Below are 16,515 nucleotides of genomic sequence, written 5' to 3'. Positions count from 1 at the left end.
GACGAGCCCCCACTCTCCGCTCCGGCACTCGAAGGACCTTCGAGACGGAGTGGACGTCACGCGGCGAACAGATCGAACGTCGACGTGTGCCTCGGCCCCGCCAGTACGTCGAGCTGCGGGTCCACCGCCAGCATGGCCTGATGCAGCCGCTGGAGCTGGGGAGAGGGCTCCACGCCCAGCTCCTCGATGAGCCGCATCCGCAGCCGCCGGTACGCCTCCAGCGCCGAGGCCTGCCGGCCCGAGCGGTAGAGGGCCACCATCAGCTGCGAGTGCAGGCCCTCGTGCTGCGGGTGGCGGGCCGTCAGCTCGGTCATCTCCGCGATGAGTTCCGCGTGCCGCCCGAGCCGCAGCTCGGAGTCCACCCGCCGCTCCACCGTCATCAGCCGGCTCTCCTGGAGCCGGCGGACCTCGATGTCGAGGATCGGGCCGATCCGCACGTCCACGAGCGCCCCGCCCTGCCACAGGTCCAGCGCCGCCTTGAACCGGGCCGCCGCGACAGCGTTGTCCCCGGTCTCGAAGGCCGCCTGCCCCTCACGGACCAGACGCTCGTAATCGTGCACATCGACCGACTCCTCGGGGACCTGCAGCAGATACCCGCCGTGCCGGGTGACGAGAATGTCCTTGGCCCGGCCGGGGGCATCCGTCCCCATCGCCGTGCCCAGCCGTCTGCGCAGCTGGAGGATGTACGTCTGCAGCGTGGTCAGCGCGCTCTGCGGCGGCGCCGTCGACCAGATCTCCTCCATCAGGGTCGGTACGGGCATGACGCGCCCCGGGTACAGGGCGAGCAGCGCCAGAATCTGCCGCGGTTTCCCCGCGGACGGAACGATGGATCCCCCGTCGACCTCGGCACTCAACGGACCCAGAACCTGAATCCTCACGGTCTCCTCCGTACTCGTCGAGTTCCTTGTCTCGCTTTCCTTCCGGTGGCCTGAATTCTGCCTCCGCTGCAGGCAAACTAGCGGGATTCTCGAACATTCAGTAAATTCCTCAAGCGTCTCTCTAGTGAATTCCGGGCCCCCGGCGCGCATTCGTTCGAAGCCGTTACGGATCACGATGCACATGCAAAAAGAGGGCGACGCGGTTTGTTTTTCGCTAGGGAGGAATCGCTGTTCGTACGCGGTGTTCAGGCGGCCCGGCCGGCCGGCATCAGCCCGCCGACGGGCGGCGGCAGAGCGAACTGCCGGGGCGCCGACCTGCTCCACGGGAAGCCGAGGTTGAGGTGGACGGCCGTCTCGCCCTCCGCCGCCGGCACGGCCACGGCGACCAGCACCCCCGGCACGGGCTCCAGCTCGACGAACCGCCAGGGGCGGGCCTCGTCGTCGGCCGGTGGCGTGAAGGCGCGGACCCCGCGCTCGTCGTCCAGCGTGAACTCGAAGCTGTCGAACGGGATGCCGAGCCCCAGCCCGCGCGCCTTGGAGTACGCCTCCTTGAGCGTCCAGATCCGCAGCGCCCGCCGGTCCCGTTCGCGGCCGGGACCGGGTTCCTCCGCCCAGGCCCGCTCGGGCGCGGAGACGGCGTTGAGGATCGTGGCGACGGCCTGCTGGTCGCGGTCGTCGACCCGTTCGACGTCCACGCCGATCCGGGCCTGGCGCACGATGCCGAGCAGGTTGTAGCCGCCGGCGTGGGACAGGTTGAAGTCCAGCACCCCGTTGTCCTGCGAGAGCCGGTCGGTGGCGGGCCGCAGGAAGGGCCGGCCGCGCGCCGAGCGCCAGATGACGAGCTCGGCCTCCGCGTGGCCCGCCTCCAGCGAGAGGGCCCGCCGGACCAGGGTGTGCGCGACGAGGTACTGGAGCCGGTCGCGCTCGAAGAGGAACTTGTTCGCGGTCCGCTGCTCCTTGGCGTCCAGCCAGTGCCCGGCGAGCAGCCTGGCCGTCTCGGGGTCGAGGCCGTCGTTGGGGCACAGCCACAGCGTCACCGGCGCGGACGCCGGCCCACGCTCCGCCTCCGGCCCGGCACCCACGGCCTTCAGCTCAGCCGTCACGGCGCGCCTCCGGTGCGTCCGGCCCGTCCTCCGGCAGCAGGGCGCTCGTCGGCAGTTCGAGTACGGGGCCGGGCCGCCCGGTCCGGTCACCGGCCGGCACATCCGCACCCGCCAGCCACAGGCGCGCCAGCTGCTCGAACCGCCGCCCGCGCCACAGGGCCGCGAGGTAGTCACGGGTCTCGGGCAGCCCGTCCGCCAGCAGCGGTTCGCCCGCCGCCCCGCGCAGGTCCGCATCGCGCACCGGGCGGGGTGCCGACGCCGCGTCACCGTGCGCGAACGCGGCCAGCGCCCTGGCCAGTTCCGCCGTGTCGTGGACCACGACGGCCAGCCGGCAGTCGTGGACGGCGCGCCCGAGCCGCAGCTCCCGCGCCACCGCGCCGGCCCCGGGCGCCTGTGCGCACGAGGTGAGCCAGTCCGCGAGGCGCCCGGCCGTGGCGACCAGGTGCCGGGGCGTGGGGGCGGAGAGCAGCACCAGGTGCGGCCCGTCCTCCTCCTCTGGTCCCGGCGGGGCGGGCGGCGGCTCCCGCAGCGCGACGACGGCATGCGGTGCGTCGTCCTCGTACACCCCGGCCAGGGCGGTACGGGGCCCCGCGGGCCAGGGCTCGGGGCGCTCGCGGCCGGGTCCGGGGAGCAGCACACCGTGGCGCAGCTGGAGGACGGCGCGTACGAGGGCGGCCGCCCCGGCCCCTTCCTCGTCCAGGCCGGGAGCGGTGGCCGACACCCGCCGCCGCAGCCGTTCGCGCAGGGCGGCGGATGTACCGCGTCCGGGATGCCCGGCGGCGCTCGCGGTGAAGACGGCGTGCACCCGGTCCCCGGCGGCGCGCGCGGCGGTCAGCGGCTTGAGGAGCAGGACGGCCGTGCCCCCGTCACCGCCGGCGACCAGGGCGGCGGCGCACTCCCCGGTGCGCAGGGCGCGGAGCGCCTGGTGGACGGCGGTGAGGTACGAGGAGGTGCCGGTGTCGACGTTGTGGCCGGGGCCGCGCAGGTCCAGCACGCGGGCGAGCAGGGCCGCGGTGTGCGGGCGGGCGGCGGCCGTGAAGACGCCGACCGCACGGTGCTCGCCGTCCGGCCCGGTCAGCGCGTCGAGCCGGGCCCCGGCGTATCCGGCGCCCTCCAGCGCTTGCCAGACGCGGTGCAGCAGCAGCCGTTCGGCGGGGTGGAGCGCGTCCGCCTCGTCGGGGCCGATGCGCAGGGGCGCGGGGTCGAAGGCGTCGGTCCCGGCGTCGGTGTCCTCTGACCCTTCGGGTGCCGCGCGCAGGGCCGCCTCCCAGAAGCCGGCCGTACCTGCGGCGGCCCCGGGAAAGGCGCAGTCGACGGCGACGACGGCGAACCCCTCGGCGGGCGGGGGATGCACGGGGTTCTCCGCGGCGGGGGCTTCCGTGGCCGTATCCCCTGTGAGCAGTGCCAGGACCTGCTGCCGGTCCAGCGCACCGCTCTTGAAGCGCGTCAGGATTTCCCTGTTGTCCATCGGCTCAACGCGTCCTTCGCCTCAGGCGGTTCGGGTGTCGAGCAGTCCGGCCGCCTGGTCGACGCCGATCAGGCCGTCGCGGACCGCGTCGAGCAGGGCCTCGATCTCGGCCGTGGAGCGGGGCGCGGTGAAGGCTGCCGGGGCGGGCTCCCCGGTGCCGGCCGTGGCCGCGCGCTCCACGTAAGCCGTCAGGGAACCGAGGTCCGGGTACGTGTAGAAGAGCGCGGACTGCTCCTTGAGGCCCCAGGTCCGGTTGATGCCCTCGACGAACTGCGCGGCGAGGATGGAGTCGAGCCCGAGCACGGTGAACGGGGCGGTGGCGTCGATCGCCTCGGGCGCGCAGCCCAGGATTCCGGCGAGCTGCCCGCGCAGGGCGTCGGGGACGGCGCCGGTGCCCGGCGGGGTCACCCGTACGGCGGGGCGCGGCTGTTCGGGCACGACGGAGGTCGTCCCTTCCGTGCCGAGCCGGTCGGCCACATGCGCGGCCAGGGCCTGCGGCGTCGGGCAGCGGTACAGGGCGTCCGCCGGCACGGCGGTCCTGTAGCGGGCGTTCACCATGGCGAGGAACTGGGCGTTCAGCAGCGAGTCCATGCCCAGCGCCGCGAAGGTCCGCCCCGGGTCGACGGCGTGCGCCTCGACGTGCGTGAAGCCCGCGAGGATCGCGGTGACCTCGGCGAGCACGTCGGCGACGGGTGTCTGCGGGAGATGGTGCGCGGCGGTCATGGTGGGCGTCTCCAAGTGTCGTGTCTCGGGTGGCCGTCCGCGCATTGTGCTGCCGGGGCCCGCGCCGCCGCATCGCCGTACGGGGTGAACCGGTCCCCGGGGCCTCGCTCCTGGGAGGGAGCGGGGCCCCGGGCCGGGGGTCAGCCCGCGAGCAGGGAGACCCCCGGCAGTTCGGCGGCCGCGGCCTGCACGGAGTGCTGGAGCCGCTGGAGCCGGGGCGAGGGTTCGAGCCCCTGGTCGCGCAGGAGCGTGGTGCGCAGCCGTGCGTACGCCTGGAGCGCCTCGCCGCGTCGGCCGGAGCGGGCGAGGGCCACCATGAACTGGGCGTGGAGGTTCTCGTGGGCGGGGTGGCGGCTGGTCAGGACGGTGAGCTCGGCGAGCAGTTCGCGGTGGCGGCCCAGGTGCAGGTCGGCCTCGATGCGCTGGTCCAGCGCGCACAGCCGGCTCTCCTCCAGGCGCCGGACCTCGGTGCGCAGGAGCGGGCCGTGCTGGACGTCGGCGAGCGCGGTGCCGCTCCACAGCGCCAGCGCCTCACCGAGGCGGCCGGCCGCCTCGGTGAAGGACTCGGCGTCCATGGCCCGGTACCCCTCCCCCACCAGCCGCTCGAACCTGCTTACGTCGCTGTCGGCGCCGGAGACGAGCAGATAGCCGCCGGGCAGGGTCATCAGGACGTCCTTGGCGTCGCCCTGCTCGCCGAGGGCCCGGCCGATGCACTCGCGCAGTTGCAGTACATAGGTCTGCAGCGTCGTGCGGGCGCTGCGGGGCGGGCTGTCGCCCCACAGCTCCTCGATCAGGTCGGTGACCGGTACGACGCGGTCGGCGTTGAGCGCCAGCAGGGCCAGGACCTGGCGCGGTTTGGGTGCGGTGGGGGTGATGGACACCCCGTTCTCCCGCACGGCAAGCGCTCCGAGTACGTCGATGTCCAACGCCGTCTCCCTCACGTCCTCGGGTCCGTGCCCCGGCCCGACATCAAAACAGCACAAGCGGTCTGCAAAGAGCGTACCGGTCGTGCTGTTTTCTGTCAGCGCATCGAGATCACGGAACGGATCACATGAGGGAGACGGCAGGGGACACGGACTACTGCGGGGGGTTGCCGTGCTTGCGGGACGGCAGGTCGGCGTGCTTGGCGTGCAGCATGGCCAGCGACCTGACGAGCACCGACCGGGTCTCGGCGGGGTCGATGACGTCGTCGACGAGCCCCCGCTCGGCCGCGTAGTAGGGATGCATGAGTTCGGTCTTGTACTCCTTGACCATGCGGGCGCGCATGGCCTCGGGGTCCTCGGCCTCCGCGATCTGGCGGCGGAAGATGACGTTGGCGGCGCCCTCCGCGCCCATGACCGCGATCTCGTTGGTGGGCCAGGCGTACGTCAGGTCCGCGCCGATCGACTGCGAGTCCATGACGATGTACGCACCGCCGTACGCCTTGCGCAGGATCAGCGAGATGCGCGGCACCGTCGCGTTGCAGTACGCGTACAGCAGCTTGGCGCCGTGCCGGATGATGCCCCCGTGCTCCTGGTCGACGCCGGGCAGGAAGCCGGGCACGTCCAGCAGCGTCACGATGGGGATGTTGAAGGCGTCGCACAGCTGGACGAAGCGCGCGGCCTTCTCGGACGCCTCGATGTCCAGCACCCCGGCGAGCGACTGCGGCTGGTTGGCGACGATGCCGACGACCTCACCGCCCACCCGGGCCAGGGCGCAGATGATGTTGCGCGCCCAGTGCTCGTGGACCTCCAGGTACTCGCCGTCGTCGACCAGTTCCTCGATGACCTTGGCCATGTCGTACGGGCGGTTGCCGTCCACCGGGACCAGGTCGAGCAGGGTGTCCGAGCGGCGGTCGACCGGGTCGGCGGTCGGCGCCTTGGGCGGGTTCTCGCGGTTGTTCTGCGGGAGCATCGACAGCAGGTAGCGGACCTCGGCGATGCAGGTCTCCTCGTCGTCGTACGCGAAGTGCGCGACGCCTGAGGTGCCGGCGTGGACGTCGGCGCCGCCGAGACCGTTCTGCGTGATCTCCTCGCCGGTCACCGCCTTCACGACGTCCGGTCCGGTGATGAACATCTGCGAGGTCTCACGGACCATGAACACGAAGTCGGTGAGGGCGGGGCTGTAGGCCGCACCGCCGGCGCACGGGCCGAGCATCACGCTGATCTGCGGGATCACCCCGGAGGCGCGGGTGTTGCGCTGGAAGATCCCGCCGTACCCGGCGAGCGCCGAGACACCCTCCTGGATACGGGCGCCCGCGCCGTCGTTCAGCGACACCAGCGGCGCACCGGCCGAGATGGCCATGTCCATGATCTTGTGGATCTTCGTCGCGTGCGCCTCGCCCAGCGCCCCGCCGAAGATCCGGAAGTCGTGCGCGTACACGAAGACCGTCCGGCCATCGACCGTCCCCCAGCCGGTGACGACACCGTCGGTGTACGGCTTCTTCGCCTCCAGGCCGAAACCCGTCGCCCGGTGCCGGCGCAGCTGCTCCACTTCGTTGAACGACCCCGGATCGAAGAGCAGCTCGATGCGCTCGCGCGCCGTCAGCTTGCCCTTGGCGTGCTGCGCCTCGGTCGCCTTGGGGTTCGGTCCCCGCTCCGCCGCCGCACGGATCTCGTGCAGCTCCGCCACCCGGCCGCGGATGTCGGCCGGTTCGAGCTGGTCGGTCGTGGGAGCGATGGTGGTCATCGACATGTCGTCAGATCCCTTCCTGGGACGCGGGTCGCCGCGTCATTGCCAGCTGCGCGGAGCTCGGTAGGCAGGCTGTCGGCTCCACCGCTTGGAACCGCCGGCCGGGTCGCCCTCCGGCTGCTCCCCGGCGTCCGCCCGCAGCGCGAGCAGCACCACCGTGAGCGCGGCCAGCTCCTCCTCGGTGGCCCGTCCGCGCTCGATGCGCAGCGCGGGCTCTGCCAGGCCCGAATCACCCATGCCCCACCTCCAGCGTTTCCGCCACGGTCGGGCACAGCGCTAAAGAACCGCTCCTGCTCCGCTGGAGAAACGCTCAGCAGCAGCTCAAAGGCTCTTGGCCCGCACGGACTCGAGCCCGGTGGCGAGCGCCCTGGCGCAGTCCGGGCCGCTGCCGACCCCGGTCATGACGACGGCCGCGACCGTGTTGTCGCGGGCCGCGCCCGCGATCTCGTACGCGGCGGTGCCGCCCGGTCCCGCCCCGCACAGCACGAGCCGCCGCTCGCACGCCAGCAGCCGCAGCAGCGCGGAGGCGGGCGGCTCCCCGGGCCGCGTCACCCGCAGGCCGATGATGCGTTCCGGCCCCGAGTGATCCCGCACCAGCGCCTCGTACGCGCCCGGGGGCACGCCCGGCGTCGCCACCAGCACGATGGTGTCCGCGGCGGGGTCACCGGCGCGCAGCACCGACACGTCGGGCCCCTCCGGCTCGGGCGGGCGGGGCAGCACACGCGGCACCTCGAAGCCCTGGAGGAGTTCGAGGACGTGGCCCACCGTGGACTGCGGATCGCGGTGGTCGGGCAGCGAGCGCAGCAGCCGTACGCAGTGCGAGAGCAGCGCGGAGGCGTCCACGTCGCCCAGGCAGCGCCGGTCGTACATCGCGGTCAGCGTCAGCCCGCCGTCCGTGTCGTGCCGGGCCGCCAGCGCGAGCGGCAGCCCGGGGTGGGCGCTGATGCTGCGCGGGGCGTCGACCTCGATGCCCTGGCCGCGCAGCTCGGCGAGCAGCGCCTCGGGCAGCTCCGGGCGGCTGTCGAACTCGACGCCGGTCGCGAAGAGTTCCGCGTCCGGGTCCCGGCCGCTCCACACCCGCACCCGGTCGGCCGGCACCCAGGCGTGCCCGGACAGGTCGAGCGCGGCGTCCCGGGCCTGTTCCAGGAGACCGGTCAGCGGGTCCGCCGGGTCCACGGTCACCGTCATCGGCAGCGGGTTGCCCAGCAGCCCCGGAATGCCCCCGGCGCCCTCCATCGGCACGTCCCGCCCCGACAGGTGCACGCCGAAACTGACCGGGGCGGGCCCGGTCGCGTCCACCGCCCGGTACAGCAGCAGCGCCCACACGGCGTGCAGGGCGCTGGACTCCCCCGCCCCGCGCATCGCGGCCCAGGTCCGCAGCCGGGCGGTCTGCGGTGGCCGCAGACGCCGCTGGACCCGGCCCGCGCCGGTGTGCCCGGTCGGGGCGCCGCCGGCCAGGCCGGGGCGGACGATCGCCTCCGGCGGCGGGGCGGCCGTGGACCAGTAGGCGCGGGCCGCCCCGGTGTGCTGGCGGGCCAGCCACAGGGCGTGGTCGCGCACATCGGGGCGCCGGTCGCCGCCGGGCAGGACGCCGCCGCGCGCGTACGCCCGGTAGAACTCGCGCAGCAGCAGATGGACGCCGCGCTCGTCGAGCAGCGCCCGGTGGTACGTCAGCAGAACGCGGGTCGGGCCGCGTTCGCCGTCGGGGCCCGGCCGGCCGTCGAGGAGCGTCACCCGCAGCAGGCCCGGCCGGTGCGGGGCGAAGCTGCGCAGGCGGTCGCGCTCGACGAGGTCGCTCCAGGAGACGGCGGCGTGTTCGAGGTGGGCGATCTCGATCTCGGCCCACTCGTGCAGCACCAGCCGGGGCAGGTGCGTCCAGTCGAACGAGGCGCGCAGCACGGTCTCGCGGTCGGCTACGGACAGCCAGGCGTCGGCGAGCCGGGCGGTGTCGAGCGGGCCCGCCCAGTTCCAGGCGAGCTGCCCGACGTGCCCGTCCGCCGGGTCGCGGACCGCCGCCCTGATCAGGTCGCGCTGGTGGCCGGCGGCGGTGACCGTGTCACGCGCCCCGGCCGCCAGCGCCAGTACGTCGGCGAGGACCGCGGCCCCCGGGCGGGCCGGGGGGCCGTGCGCCTGGGCGATGCGCAGGGTGTGGCGGCCGGCCCCGGGGTCGTCAGCGGTGACCGTCCAGGCGCGGTGGCGCTGGGTCACCCGGGCCGCCACGGACTCGGCGCGGCCGGGGTCGAGCGGCCCGCACAGCTCCAGTTCGAAGGGCAGGCCGGAGGCGGCGGGCACCGGCTGGTGGACCACCGCGAGCACGAGGTCCGCCGGGCCTTCCGTCATCGGGCACCCGGACCTTCCGGCCCCGGCCCGGGGGCGCCCGCGGCCGGCGGGTCGACGTGGTGGTCCGGGGTGCCCGGGCCGTCGGGCGGCGCGGGGTGCCAGTCGGGGGCGCCGGGGTCGGGCAGCGGGGCCCCGGCGGCGCGCGGGGCGCGGTGGTGGGCGACACTCGCCAGGTACCGGCCCTGCACGACGTGGGTCGCGAAGTCCCAGCCGCCGGGCTCGTCACCGGCCAGCACCGTACGCCCCCGCTCGTCCCGCCCGAATGCGATCGAGGCGAAGCGGCGGCGCAGACCGTGCCCGAGCGCCTTGGTGTACGCCTCCTTCAGGGTCCACAGGTTGAGCAGGCGCAGCGCCCGTTCCGCCTCGGGCAGCGCGGCGAGGGCGTCGCCCTCCTCGGGGGTACAGACGTGGTCGCGCAGCAGCTCGAAGGAGACGGGCCGGGAAAGGGGTTCGACGTCCACGCCGACCGGGCCGGTGGCGCTGACACCGACGAGGATCAGGTCGTCGGTGTGCGCGAGGCTCACGTCCAGCTCCTCGCCCAGGCCGCGTAACCGGGGCCGCCCGCCGGGGCCGTGGGCCAGGTCCAGGGAGCGCGGCGGGACCTGGAGCACGGCCGCCGCGGTGTACCGCATCACCATCCGGGAGACGGCGAACCGGAAGCGGCCCGCCGCGGTCGGGGTGTGCAGGTAGCGCTGCCGTTCCCGGCCCAGCACGAGCCGCAGTTCCGGGTCGAGGAGGGCCGCGGTCAGCCACTCGCCCCACGTGGTGTGCACCAGGACGGGCCGCCCGCTCTCCAGCACCTCGCGCACCGGTTCCCACGGCCCGTCGGGACCGGCCACATGGAGCGGCGCCGGAAGCTCCGGGGCCGCGTCCGCGGTCTGTACGCCGTCGTCACGGTTCACGGCCCGCTCACCACAGCATTCGGGTGGCGTACACGTCGACGTCGACATGGTGGCGGACGCGGTGGGCGAGCACGGCCCACACGTCGCCGCGGGGGTCGGTGAGACCGGGCGGCAGCGGCACGCCGAGCCGTTCGGTGACCCGGGCGAGGGCCAGCAGCGCCCAGTCCGGCGCCCCGAGGTACGCGCCGGGCACGGCGGTGGCGGCCTCCCGCACCCCGAGCACGGCGGCGGCCAGCAGGAGCAGCGCCCTGCGGTCGGCCAGCGCCCGCACCGCGGGGTCGGCCGGATCGGCGTGCGCGGCCCGGAGCAACGGGATCCGCAGCGTGCGCAGTTCGGTGTTGAGCCGCCGTGCGGTACGGGCCAGCGCCACCTGCGAGGGCGGGCCCGCGACATGGATCCCCGCGGCGGCCGCCGGCAGCGCGGCCGCCAGCGCCTCCGCGCACCCGGTGGCCGGCAGGCCCTCGCCGAGCGGCCGCCCGAGCCGGAACAGCGGGTGGCCCGGGGCGCTCCCGGCCCGGAGCGGCGGGGTGTCGCCCGGTCCGTCCTGCGCGCGGACGAGGCGGGCCTGGTCCACGGTCGCGGCGACCCAGTCGAGCCCGGCGGGCGTCAGGTCCCCGGCGATCCGGGCAAGGGCCCGGGCCTGCGGGCTCGCCGGCCCGCACCCGGTCTCGTGCAGGACGAGGTCGAGGGCGCTGCGCACATCGGCGGCCAGCTGCGGCACGGCGTACCCGACGGCGGCGGTCAGCGCGGGCGCGGTGTCGCCGGGCACGGCGAGGGAGCGCAGCGCGACGGCCACCAGGCTCTCGCAGGCCAGCAGGTCCGCGAAGCACTCGGCGAGCGTGCCGTGCCACTGGCGTACGGCCGGTTCGTGGCGGCCGCGGGCGTCCACCACCCGCACGGCCTCGCGCAGCACACCGCCGGTCACCGCGGTCAGCGCGGCCGGTGCCAGCAGCGCGGCCAGCTCCCCGGCCCGGCCGGGCGCGCCGCCCGAACCGTCGTCCGCGACGAGCAGCGGGCGCACACCCCACGCCTGACCGAGCGCCAGGTCCCGGCGGAACAGCGGCCGCAGCGCCCGGGCCAGCTCCTCGCCGCCCGTGAAGTGCCCCCCGGCCGCCAGGGGCACGAACTCCTCGCGCAGCCCCTCGGGAACGGGCAGGTCATCGAGGGCGCCGCGGCCGGCGCGGCGGTAGGGGTTGTCCGCGTCGTCGGGGTCGCCGAGGAGCGCGTCGAGCCGCAGGGCCCGCGCCGCGGCGCCGGCCGCCGGCGGCAGCTCGGCGTACGCGCGCGAAGCGGCCCGCGGTGGTCTCCCCGGCACGGAAGGGGAGCCCGGGGCCGCGACGGGGGCCGGCCGGGTGAGGGTCATCGAAGCCTCCTGATCGTGGTCATCGCAGGCGGCGGACGGCGCTCTCCGCATGCCACTTGGCCAGGCCCAGCGCCTCGGTGCTCGCCCGGCCCAGCCACGTACGCACGTGATGCCGGGCGTCCGCGCCGGTGGCACGCCCGTCCGGCGTCCGGCCGACGGCCTCGTCCCTGAGCATCACCTGATGGGTGGAGACGACCCGCACGCCGGACTCGTCGGGCAGCAGCGCCCATTCCCCGCTGTGCGAGGCGATCGGATCGGGGGTGAGCGTCTCCTTGTAGACGATGCGCCCGGCGTGCGGGAAGCACAGCCGTACGCTCTCCACGGTGACGGTCTCGCCGGTGTCCCCGGCGCAGGTGTCCATGGCGGCGAGCTGCACACCGGGCTGGTCCTCGCGGACGAGGGTCCACTCGACGTGCGGGATCAGCTCGACCCAGTCCTCCATGCGGTAGAGGAAGTCGTAGACGAGCTCGCTGGGCCCCTCGACGTGGACGCTGTCCTCGAAGCCGACGAGGAGTTCGTCCAGCCGCTCCCAGCGCTCGGCCATCTCCCTGACCTGGTCGAGCAGGGCGGGCACCACGTCCGGGGCGTCGTCGCCGTCCCGGCACAGCGTGAGCACCGAGCCGGTGTCGCCGTCGCCGTCGGGTTCCACGCTCCAGCGCCCCGTGACGGGCGCGTCCGCCCGGACTCCGGAGCGCTGCTCGAAGTCGATGGCCCGGGCGGGCGGGTCGAGGGTGCGGCGGACGCGCGAGGAGCGGACCCGGTCGTCGACCAGGTCCCAGACGCGCAGCTGTTCGACGGTGCCGTCGAAGTCGATGCGCTCGACGTGCAGATGGGAGGGCAGGAAGAGCGGCCAGCGCACGGCGTCGGCGAGCATCCCGTAGACGACGCCTGCCGGGGCTGCCACGGACATGGTGCGCCGGGTCGAGTGCCCTCGCTCAGCCGACATGGCTGCCCTCCTCCTGATGGCCCCCAGGCTGCGGCGCGGATCCGGAGAAGCCCTTGAGCGCCGCCTGAGCGGGGCGCCGGCGCGGCGCCCGGGCCGGTCAGCCGATCTCGGCGAGCCGGACTCCGCCGGTCCCCGCGACGCCCTCGGGGCGGGCCATGAGGATGGAGCGCTGCAACTTGGCCAGCGCGGGCGAGGGTTCGAGCCCCAGGGTGCGCACCAGCGTGGACCGCAGCCGCTGGTAGGCGTCCAGCGCCTCACCGCGCCGCCCGGAGCGGTAGAGGGCCAGCATGTACTGGCCGCACAGGCTCTCGTGGGTGGAGTACCTGCTGAGCAGGACGGTCAGTTCGGAGAGCAGCTCGCGGTGGCGGCCCAGCCTGAGGTCGGCCTCGATGCGCTGGTCCAGCGCGCACAGCCGGCTCTCCTCCAGCCGCTTGATCTGGGTGTCCAGGTGGGGCCCGGTGTGTACGTCGGCGAGTGCCGGACCGCTCCACAGGGCGAGGGCCTCGCGCAGCAGCCGTGCGCCCTCGGGGTAGTCCTCGGCGTCCATGGCCCGGTATCCCATGCCGGCCAGGCGCTCGAACTCCCGGACGTCGTGGGCGCCTTCGCCGCCCTTCAGTAAATAGCCCCCGGGGACGGTGAGCAGGACGTCCTTGGCGGTGCGGGTGTCGTCGCCGTCCTGTTCGAGCGCGACGGTGATCAGTTCGCGCAGCTGCAGGATGTAGGTCTGCAGGGTGGGGCGGGCGCTGCGGGGCGGCTCGCTCCCCCACAGCTCCTCGGTGAGGGTGCCCACGGGCACCACCTCGTCGGCGTGCAGCGCCAGCAGGGCGAGCACCTGCCGGGGCTTGGGCGCGGTCGGTGTGATCGATGCGCCCTTTTCCCGCACGGCAAGCGTGCCGAGTACGTCGATGTCCACGCCGTCTCCCCGTCATCTCCCGGCCGTCTCGGACGGCCCGGAACTGTTGCTGACGCATCGATTTAAAAACAGCGCAGGCGGTATGTCAATACCAAACCGATCCGCCTGTTTCCTCTCATGTGCAGCCCCAGTGATCCTCCAGAGGAGGAATCAACCCACCACAAAACTGACGAAAGCGGGCAAAGGGGAGAGCGTTGAGCCCGTCATGGCACACAGATGACGTCCGCCCAAACAAACCGTGTGGACTGTTTTACGCGCCCGCGGTGGCCGACAACACGCACAGAAGTGCGCAGGTCGGGGCCCACGCGCCCGCTACTCCGCGGGGCTGAGCCGCGGCAGCGCGAACGACCAGAGCTGGGCCACCCGTTCCGCGGACTGCCAGTACCGGTCGGTCGCACCGAGGGTCTCCAGACCGAGCGTCGCCGCGACGACGACCACCGCCGCGTCCTCGGCCGAGACGTCCTCGGCCAGTTCACCGCTCCTGCGCGCCTGGATGAGTGCGTTGCGCACCCACTCGTACCACCAGTCGTGCAGCTTGGCCTCGCTCTTGCGGGAGGGGTCGCCGCCCAGCCGGAAGCCCGCGCGCACGACCGGGTCGTCGGCGACGGCGTCCATCAGCCGGCAGACCGCGGCCACGAGCGCCTGGAGCCGGCCGCCCTTCGCTGCCCTCGCGCTCTCCTCGGCCAGCGCGAGCGCGGATTGCGCGGCCGCGGTCTCCACCGCGGACGCCAGCGCCTCCTTGTTGGGGAAGTGGAAGTGGAGGGCGCCCGAACTCACCCCGGCCCGGCTGCTGATCGCCGGCAGCGTCGCCATCGCGTACCCGTCGGCGCCGAAGACCTCCGCGGCAGCCGAAATGAGGGCTTGACGTGTCACAGCCGCTCGCGCCTGCTTGACCATCATGTCCTCCTCCGGGCGGGGCCAGGACTTCGGCAATGCAGCCGTCCGATTCACCCTGGATTCTCCGTACTGACTCGTGCACACCTTAGCAAACCGCACGGCTGGTTGGTTTAGTGCTGCGACGTGCGATCCATCGAGTTCAGCTGATCATTTTGCATGTGAGTCGGCCGCCCGGACGGCCGGTGCACGGAAACAGTTGGTTTCTCCAGCCGTTCTCCCGGAGGAATGCACTCCGAACCCAGCAAAGGAAACCGTCCGATAGGTTTTTTCTGGTGGTCGTGCAGGCGCTCGCGTGCGAGGCTGCAGAAATGCGCAGGGCATATGCCCGATTTTATGGCCTATTGAGGAGGAACGCCGATCGATCCGAAGCGCTGAAACGGAATGAGATATTCAAGTAAACAGACGATCCTTGGTAAACCCTTTACTTTTGGGCCGATTGAAGAAAACCGGTAGGTCCGTATCTTAAGTGGCGTCGCCGAACACAGGTTTCAAGACGGGGGCCCCATGAGTCTCACCACTGCTGAAGCCAGAACCGCTCTCCCGGCCGCACCGCGGCTGACCACCACGGTCGCGAAGGAGTACGTGCACCGTGACTCCGTCGCCGAGGTGTTCCTCACCGGGTGCGACACCCAGGACGGGGTGAGCTTCTCGCTCACCGGCCAATGGCCGCGAGCTCACACCATGTTCCGGAGCCTCGACGGAGCGAGCCACGATCCGCTGCAGGTGGCCGAAACGTTCCGTCAGGCCGGCATCTACGTCTCGCACGTGGAGCTGGGCGTGCCGCTGGGCCACAACTTCGTGATGTCGAACATCACCTACACGACGGACACCGCCAGCCTGCGCATCGCCTCCGGCCCCACCGACTTCGATCTCGACACCCGGTGCACGGAGATCGTCCGGCGCAGGGGCGTGGCCAGCCGCATGGCGTTCGAGTTCGCGCTCCGCCGCAGCGGCCGCCCCCTGGCGGGCGGCACCGGGCAGATCTCCGTGATCCCGCCGGCCGTCTACAACCGGTTACGGCAGAGCCGCGTCGCCCAGCCGCCGGTCGCCGCCGAGACGTACCCGGACCGCACCCTGCTGCCGCCGTCGATGGTCGGGCGCACGTTCGCCACGGACGTGGTGCTCTCCGACGTACCCGGCTCCGGCGGTGTGAACCCGCGCTGGCTGCTGACCCCGGACCTCAACCACCCGATCCTCTTCGATCACAAGGGCGATCACGTGCCCGGCATGGTCCTGCTCGAAGCGGCCCGTCAGGCGGCCTGCGCCGTGATGGCGCCCCACTCCTTCACCCCCGCCGCCGCCTCGAACGACTTCCACCAGTACGCCGAACTCGACCGGCCCTGCTGGGTCGAGGTGACCAGGGTGTCGCACGAAGCCGGCAACATGGTGACGCTGGAGGTCGTGGGCCGCCAGGACGGCAAGGACGTCTTCACCTCGATGCTCACGGGCCCGGTCGACTGAGCCGGCGGTCCGTCCGCCGCCGGGGCCTCCCTCTCCCCCAGGAACAAACCGGATAGCCTGTTCTTGAGCGGTGAACAGCAGTCGGCTGTACGGGAAACGCCCCACGCACCTTGGGTAGCTGCCCCGGTCGCACACCGAACCAGCAGGTCACGCCCATGCACGCCGCGGGACAGCGACCGAAGCGACCGAAGACCCCGCTCGTACCTGTACGTGGGAGGCTCCGCCCCTGAAGGAGGGCGGGGCCTCCCACGTACAGGCGGAACAGCATCTCCCAACGGGCGCCATGACGCCCGGTCAGAGGTCGAACGCCACGTGCTCCAGGTCGGTGTACTCCACCAGGAGACCCTGCGCCCTGCGCCCGCCGTCCCTGAAGTAGATCTCCTGGAGCCCCTCGGCCGCGATCTCCTGGAGCTGCCGGTCGCTGCCGCCCTGCTCGCGCGTCTCGAAGAGCCGGGCCGCGTACGCCGGCGGGAGCGCCACGGTGAGGTGGCGCAGCCGGGCGTCGTCGGTGGAACCGGGGGCCGCCGTGTACCCGAACCGGGCCCGGGTGTCGATGACGATGCCGTCGGTGGTCGCCGCGGCCTTCCGGGCCTTCGCCTGGATCTGCGGCTGCCAGCGCCGCTTGACCTCCCGGTCCATCCGGGCGGCCAGGTCGGGCCGTGGCTTCTTGAGCTGGTTGCGCACGTACCGCTCGACCGTGCGCTGGGTGACACCCAGCAGTGCGGCGACGGCCCGGGTGCCCTTGAGCTGCTTGACCAGGTACCGCATCTGCGCACCGGCCGACTTGGGCGCGGGCCGGGTGAACGCCCGCTGGACCGCCTCGTCGAGACCTTCCCCGACCGTGTTCATCG

15 protein-coding genes are annotated in these 16,515 nt (G+C 73.3%); 1 reads left to right on the top strand and 14 read right to left on the bottom strand.

Annotated elements, in window-relative coordinates:
- Positions 1-56: 56 nt before the first annotated feature.
- The 13 genes from OG242_RS32040 to OG242_RS31980 form a co-directional block, all read right to left on the bottom strand.
- Positions 57-878 carry an AfsR/SARP family transcriptional regulator gene (locus tag OG242_RS32040; protein WP_331738822.1) on the bottom strand — a complete coding sequence of 274 codons (822 nt, stop codon included), beginning with the start codon at positions 876-878 and terminating at the stop codon, positions 57-59.
- Between the two features lie 245 nt (positions 879-1,123).
- Positions 1,124-1,981: a 4'-phosphopantetheinyl transferase superfamily protein gene (locus OG242_RS32035; RefSeq protein ID WP_331738819.1), complete on the bottom strand. Its 858-nt coding sequence runs from the start codon at positions 1,979-1,981 to the stop codon at positions 1,124-1,126.
- On the bottom strand, positions 1,971-3,449 hold the full coding sequence (locus OG242_RS32030; protein ID WP_331738816.1) for a beta-ketoacyl synthase N-terminal-like domain-containing protein: 1,479 nt from the start codon (positions 3,447-3,449) through the stop codon (positions 1,971-1,973). The genes OG242_RS32035 and OG242_RS32030 overlap by 11 nt, the downstream gene beginning before the upstream one ends.
- A gap of 21 nt (positions 3,450-3,470) precedes the next feature.
- Positions 3,471-4,172, bottom strand: coding sequence for a phosphopantetheine-binding protein (locus tag OG242_RS32025; protein WP_331738813.1), 702 nt, complete (start codon positions 4,170-4,172; stop codon positions 3,471-3,473).
- A 140-nt stretch (positions 4,173-4,312) separates the two neighbouring features.
- Complete coding sequence (locus tag OG242_RS32020; protein WP_331739130.1) at positions 4,313-5,098, bottom strand: AfsR/SARP family transcriptional regulator; 786 nt, start codon at positions 5,096-5,098, stop codon at positions 4,313-4,315.
- Positions 5,099-5,249: 151 nt separating this feature from the next.
- Positions 5,250-6,845: an acyl-CoA carboxylase subunit beta gene (locus OG242_RS32015; RefSeq protein WP_331738810.1), complete on the bottom strand. Its 1,596-nt coding sequence runs from the start codon at positions 6,843-6,845 to the stop codon at positions 5,250-5,252.
- Positions 6,846-6,881: 36 nt separating this feature from the next.
- Entirely contained in the window at positions 6,882-7,079 is a 198-nt protein-coding gene (locus tag OG242_RS32010; RefSeq protein ID WP_018521711.1) for an acyl-CoA carboxylase subunit epsilon, read from the bottom strand.
- Between the two features lie 84 nt (positions 7,080-7,163).
- Positions 7,164-9,182 (bottom strand): condensation domain-containing protein, encoded by a 2,019-nt coding sequence (locus tag OG242_RS32005; protein WP_331738806.1) that lies wholly within the window; start codon positions 9,180-9,182, stop codon positions 7,164-7,166.
- On the bottom strand, positions 9,179-10,084 hold the full coding sequence (locus tag OG242_RS32000) for a 4'-phosphopantetheinyl transferase superfamily protein (RefSeq protein WP_331738803.1): 906 nt from the start codon (positions 10,082-10,084) through the stop codon (positions 9,179-9,181). The genes OG242_RS32005 and OG242_RS32000 overlap by 4 nt, the downstream gene beginning before the upstream one ends.
- Before the next feature lie 7 nt (positions 10,085-10,091).
- Entirely contained in the window at positions 10,092-11,447 is a 1,356-nt protein-coding gene (locus OG242_RS31995) for a hypothetical protein (protein WP_331738800.1), read from the bottom strand.
- A 19-nt stretch (positions 11,448-11,466) separates the two neighbouring features.
- On the bottom strand, positions 11,467-12,393 hold the full coding sequence (locus OG242_RS31990) for an SRPBCC family protein (RefSeq protein ID WP_331738797.1): 927 nt from the start codon (positions 12,391-12,393) through the stop codon (positions 11,467-11,469).
- A 97-nt stretch (positions 12,394-12,490) separates the two neighbouring features.
- Positions 12,491-13,306, bottom strand: coding sequence for an AfsR/SARP family transcriptional regulator (locus tag OG242_RS31985; RefSeq protein ID WP_331738794.1), 816 nt, complete (start codon positions 13,304-13,306; stop codon positions 12,491-12,493).
- 312 nt (positions 13,307-13,618) lie between these two features.
- The gene (locus OG242_RS31980; protein WP_405901803.1) at positions 13,619-14,203 is read right to left on the bottom strand and encodes a ScbR family autoregulator-binding transcription factor; all 585 of its coding nucleotides are present in this window, start codon (positions 14,201-14,203) and stop codon (positions 13,619-13,621) included.
- A 504-nt stretch (positions 14,204-14,707) separates the two neighbouring features.
- Between OG242_RS31980 and OG242_RS31975 the strand changes: the two genes are divergently transcribed.
- Positions 14,708-15,664, top strand: a complete 957-nt coding sequence (locus tag OG242_RS31975) for a ScbA/BarX family gamma-butyrolactone biosynthesis protein (RefSeq protein WP_331738788.1) — start codon at positions 14,708-14,710, stop codon at positions 15,662-15,664.
- A 294-nt stretch (positions 15,665-15,958) separates the two neighbouring features.
- On the opposite strand, the gene tpg is transcribed toward OG242_RS31975, so the two are convergent.
- Positions 15,959-16,513, bottom strand: coding sequence for a telomere-protecting terminal protein Tpg (gene tpg / locus OG242_RS31970; RefSeq protein WP_331738785.1), 555 nt, complete (start codon positions 16,511-16,513; stop codon positions 15,959-15,961).
- Positions 16,514-16,515: the final 2 nt, after the last annotated feature.

It is taken from the genome of Streptomyces sp. NBC_00727, from assembly GCF_045161745.1.
Taxonomy (GTDB): Bacteria; Actinomycetota; Actinomycetes; order Streptomycetales; family Streptomycetaceae; genus Streptomyces.
This window is presented reverse-complemented; position numbering and strand designations above follow the sequence as displayed.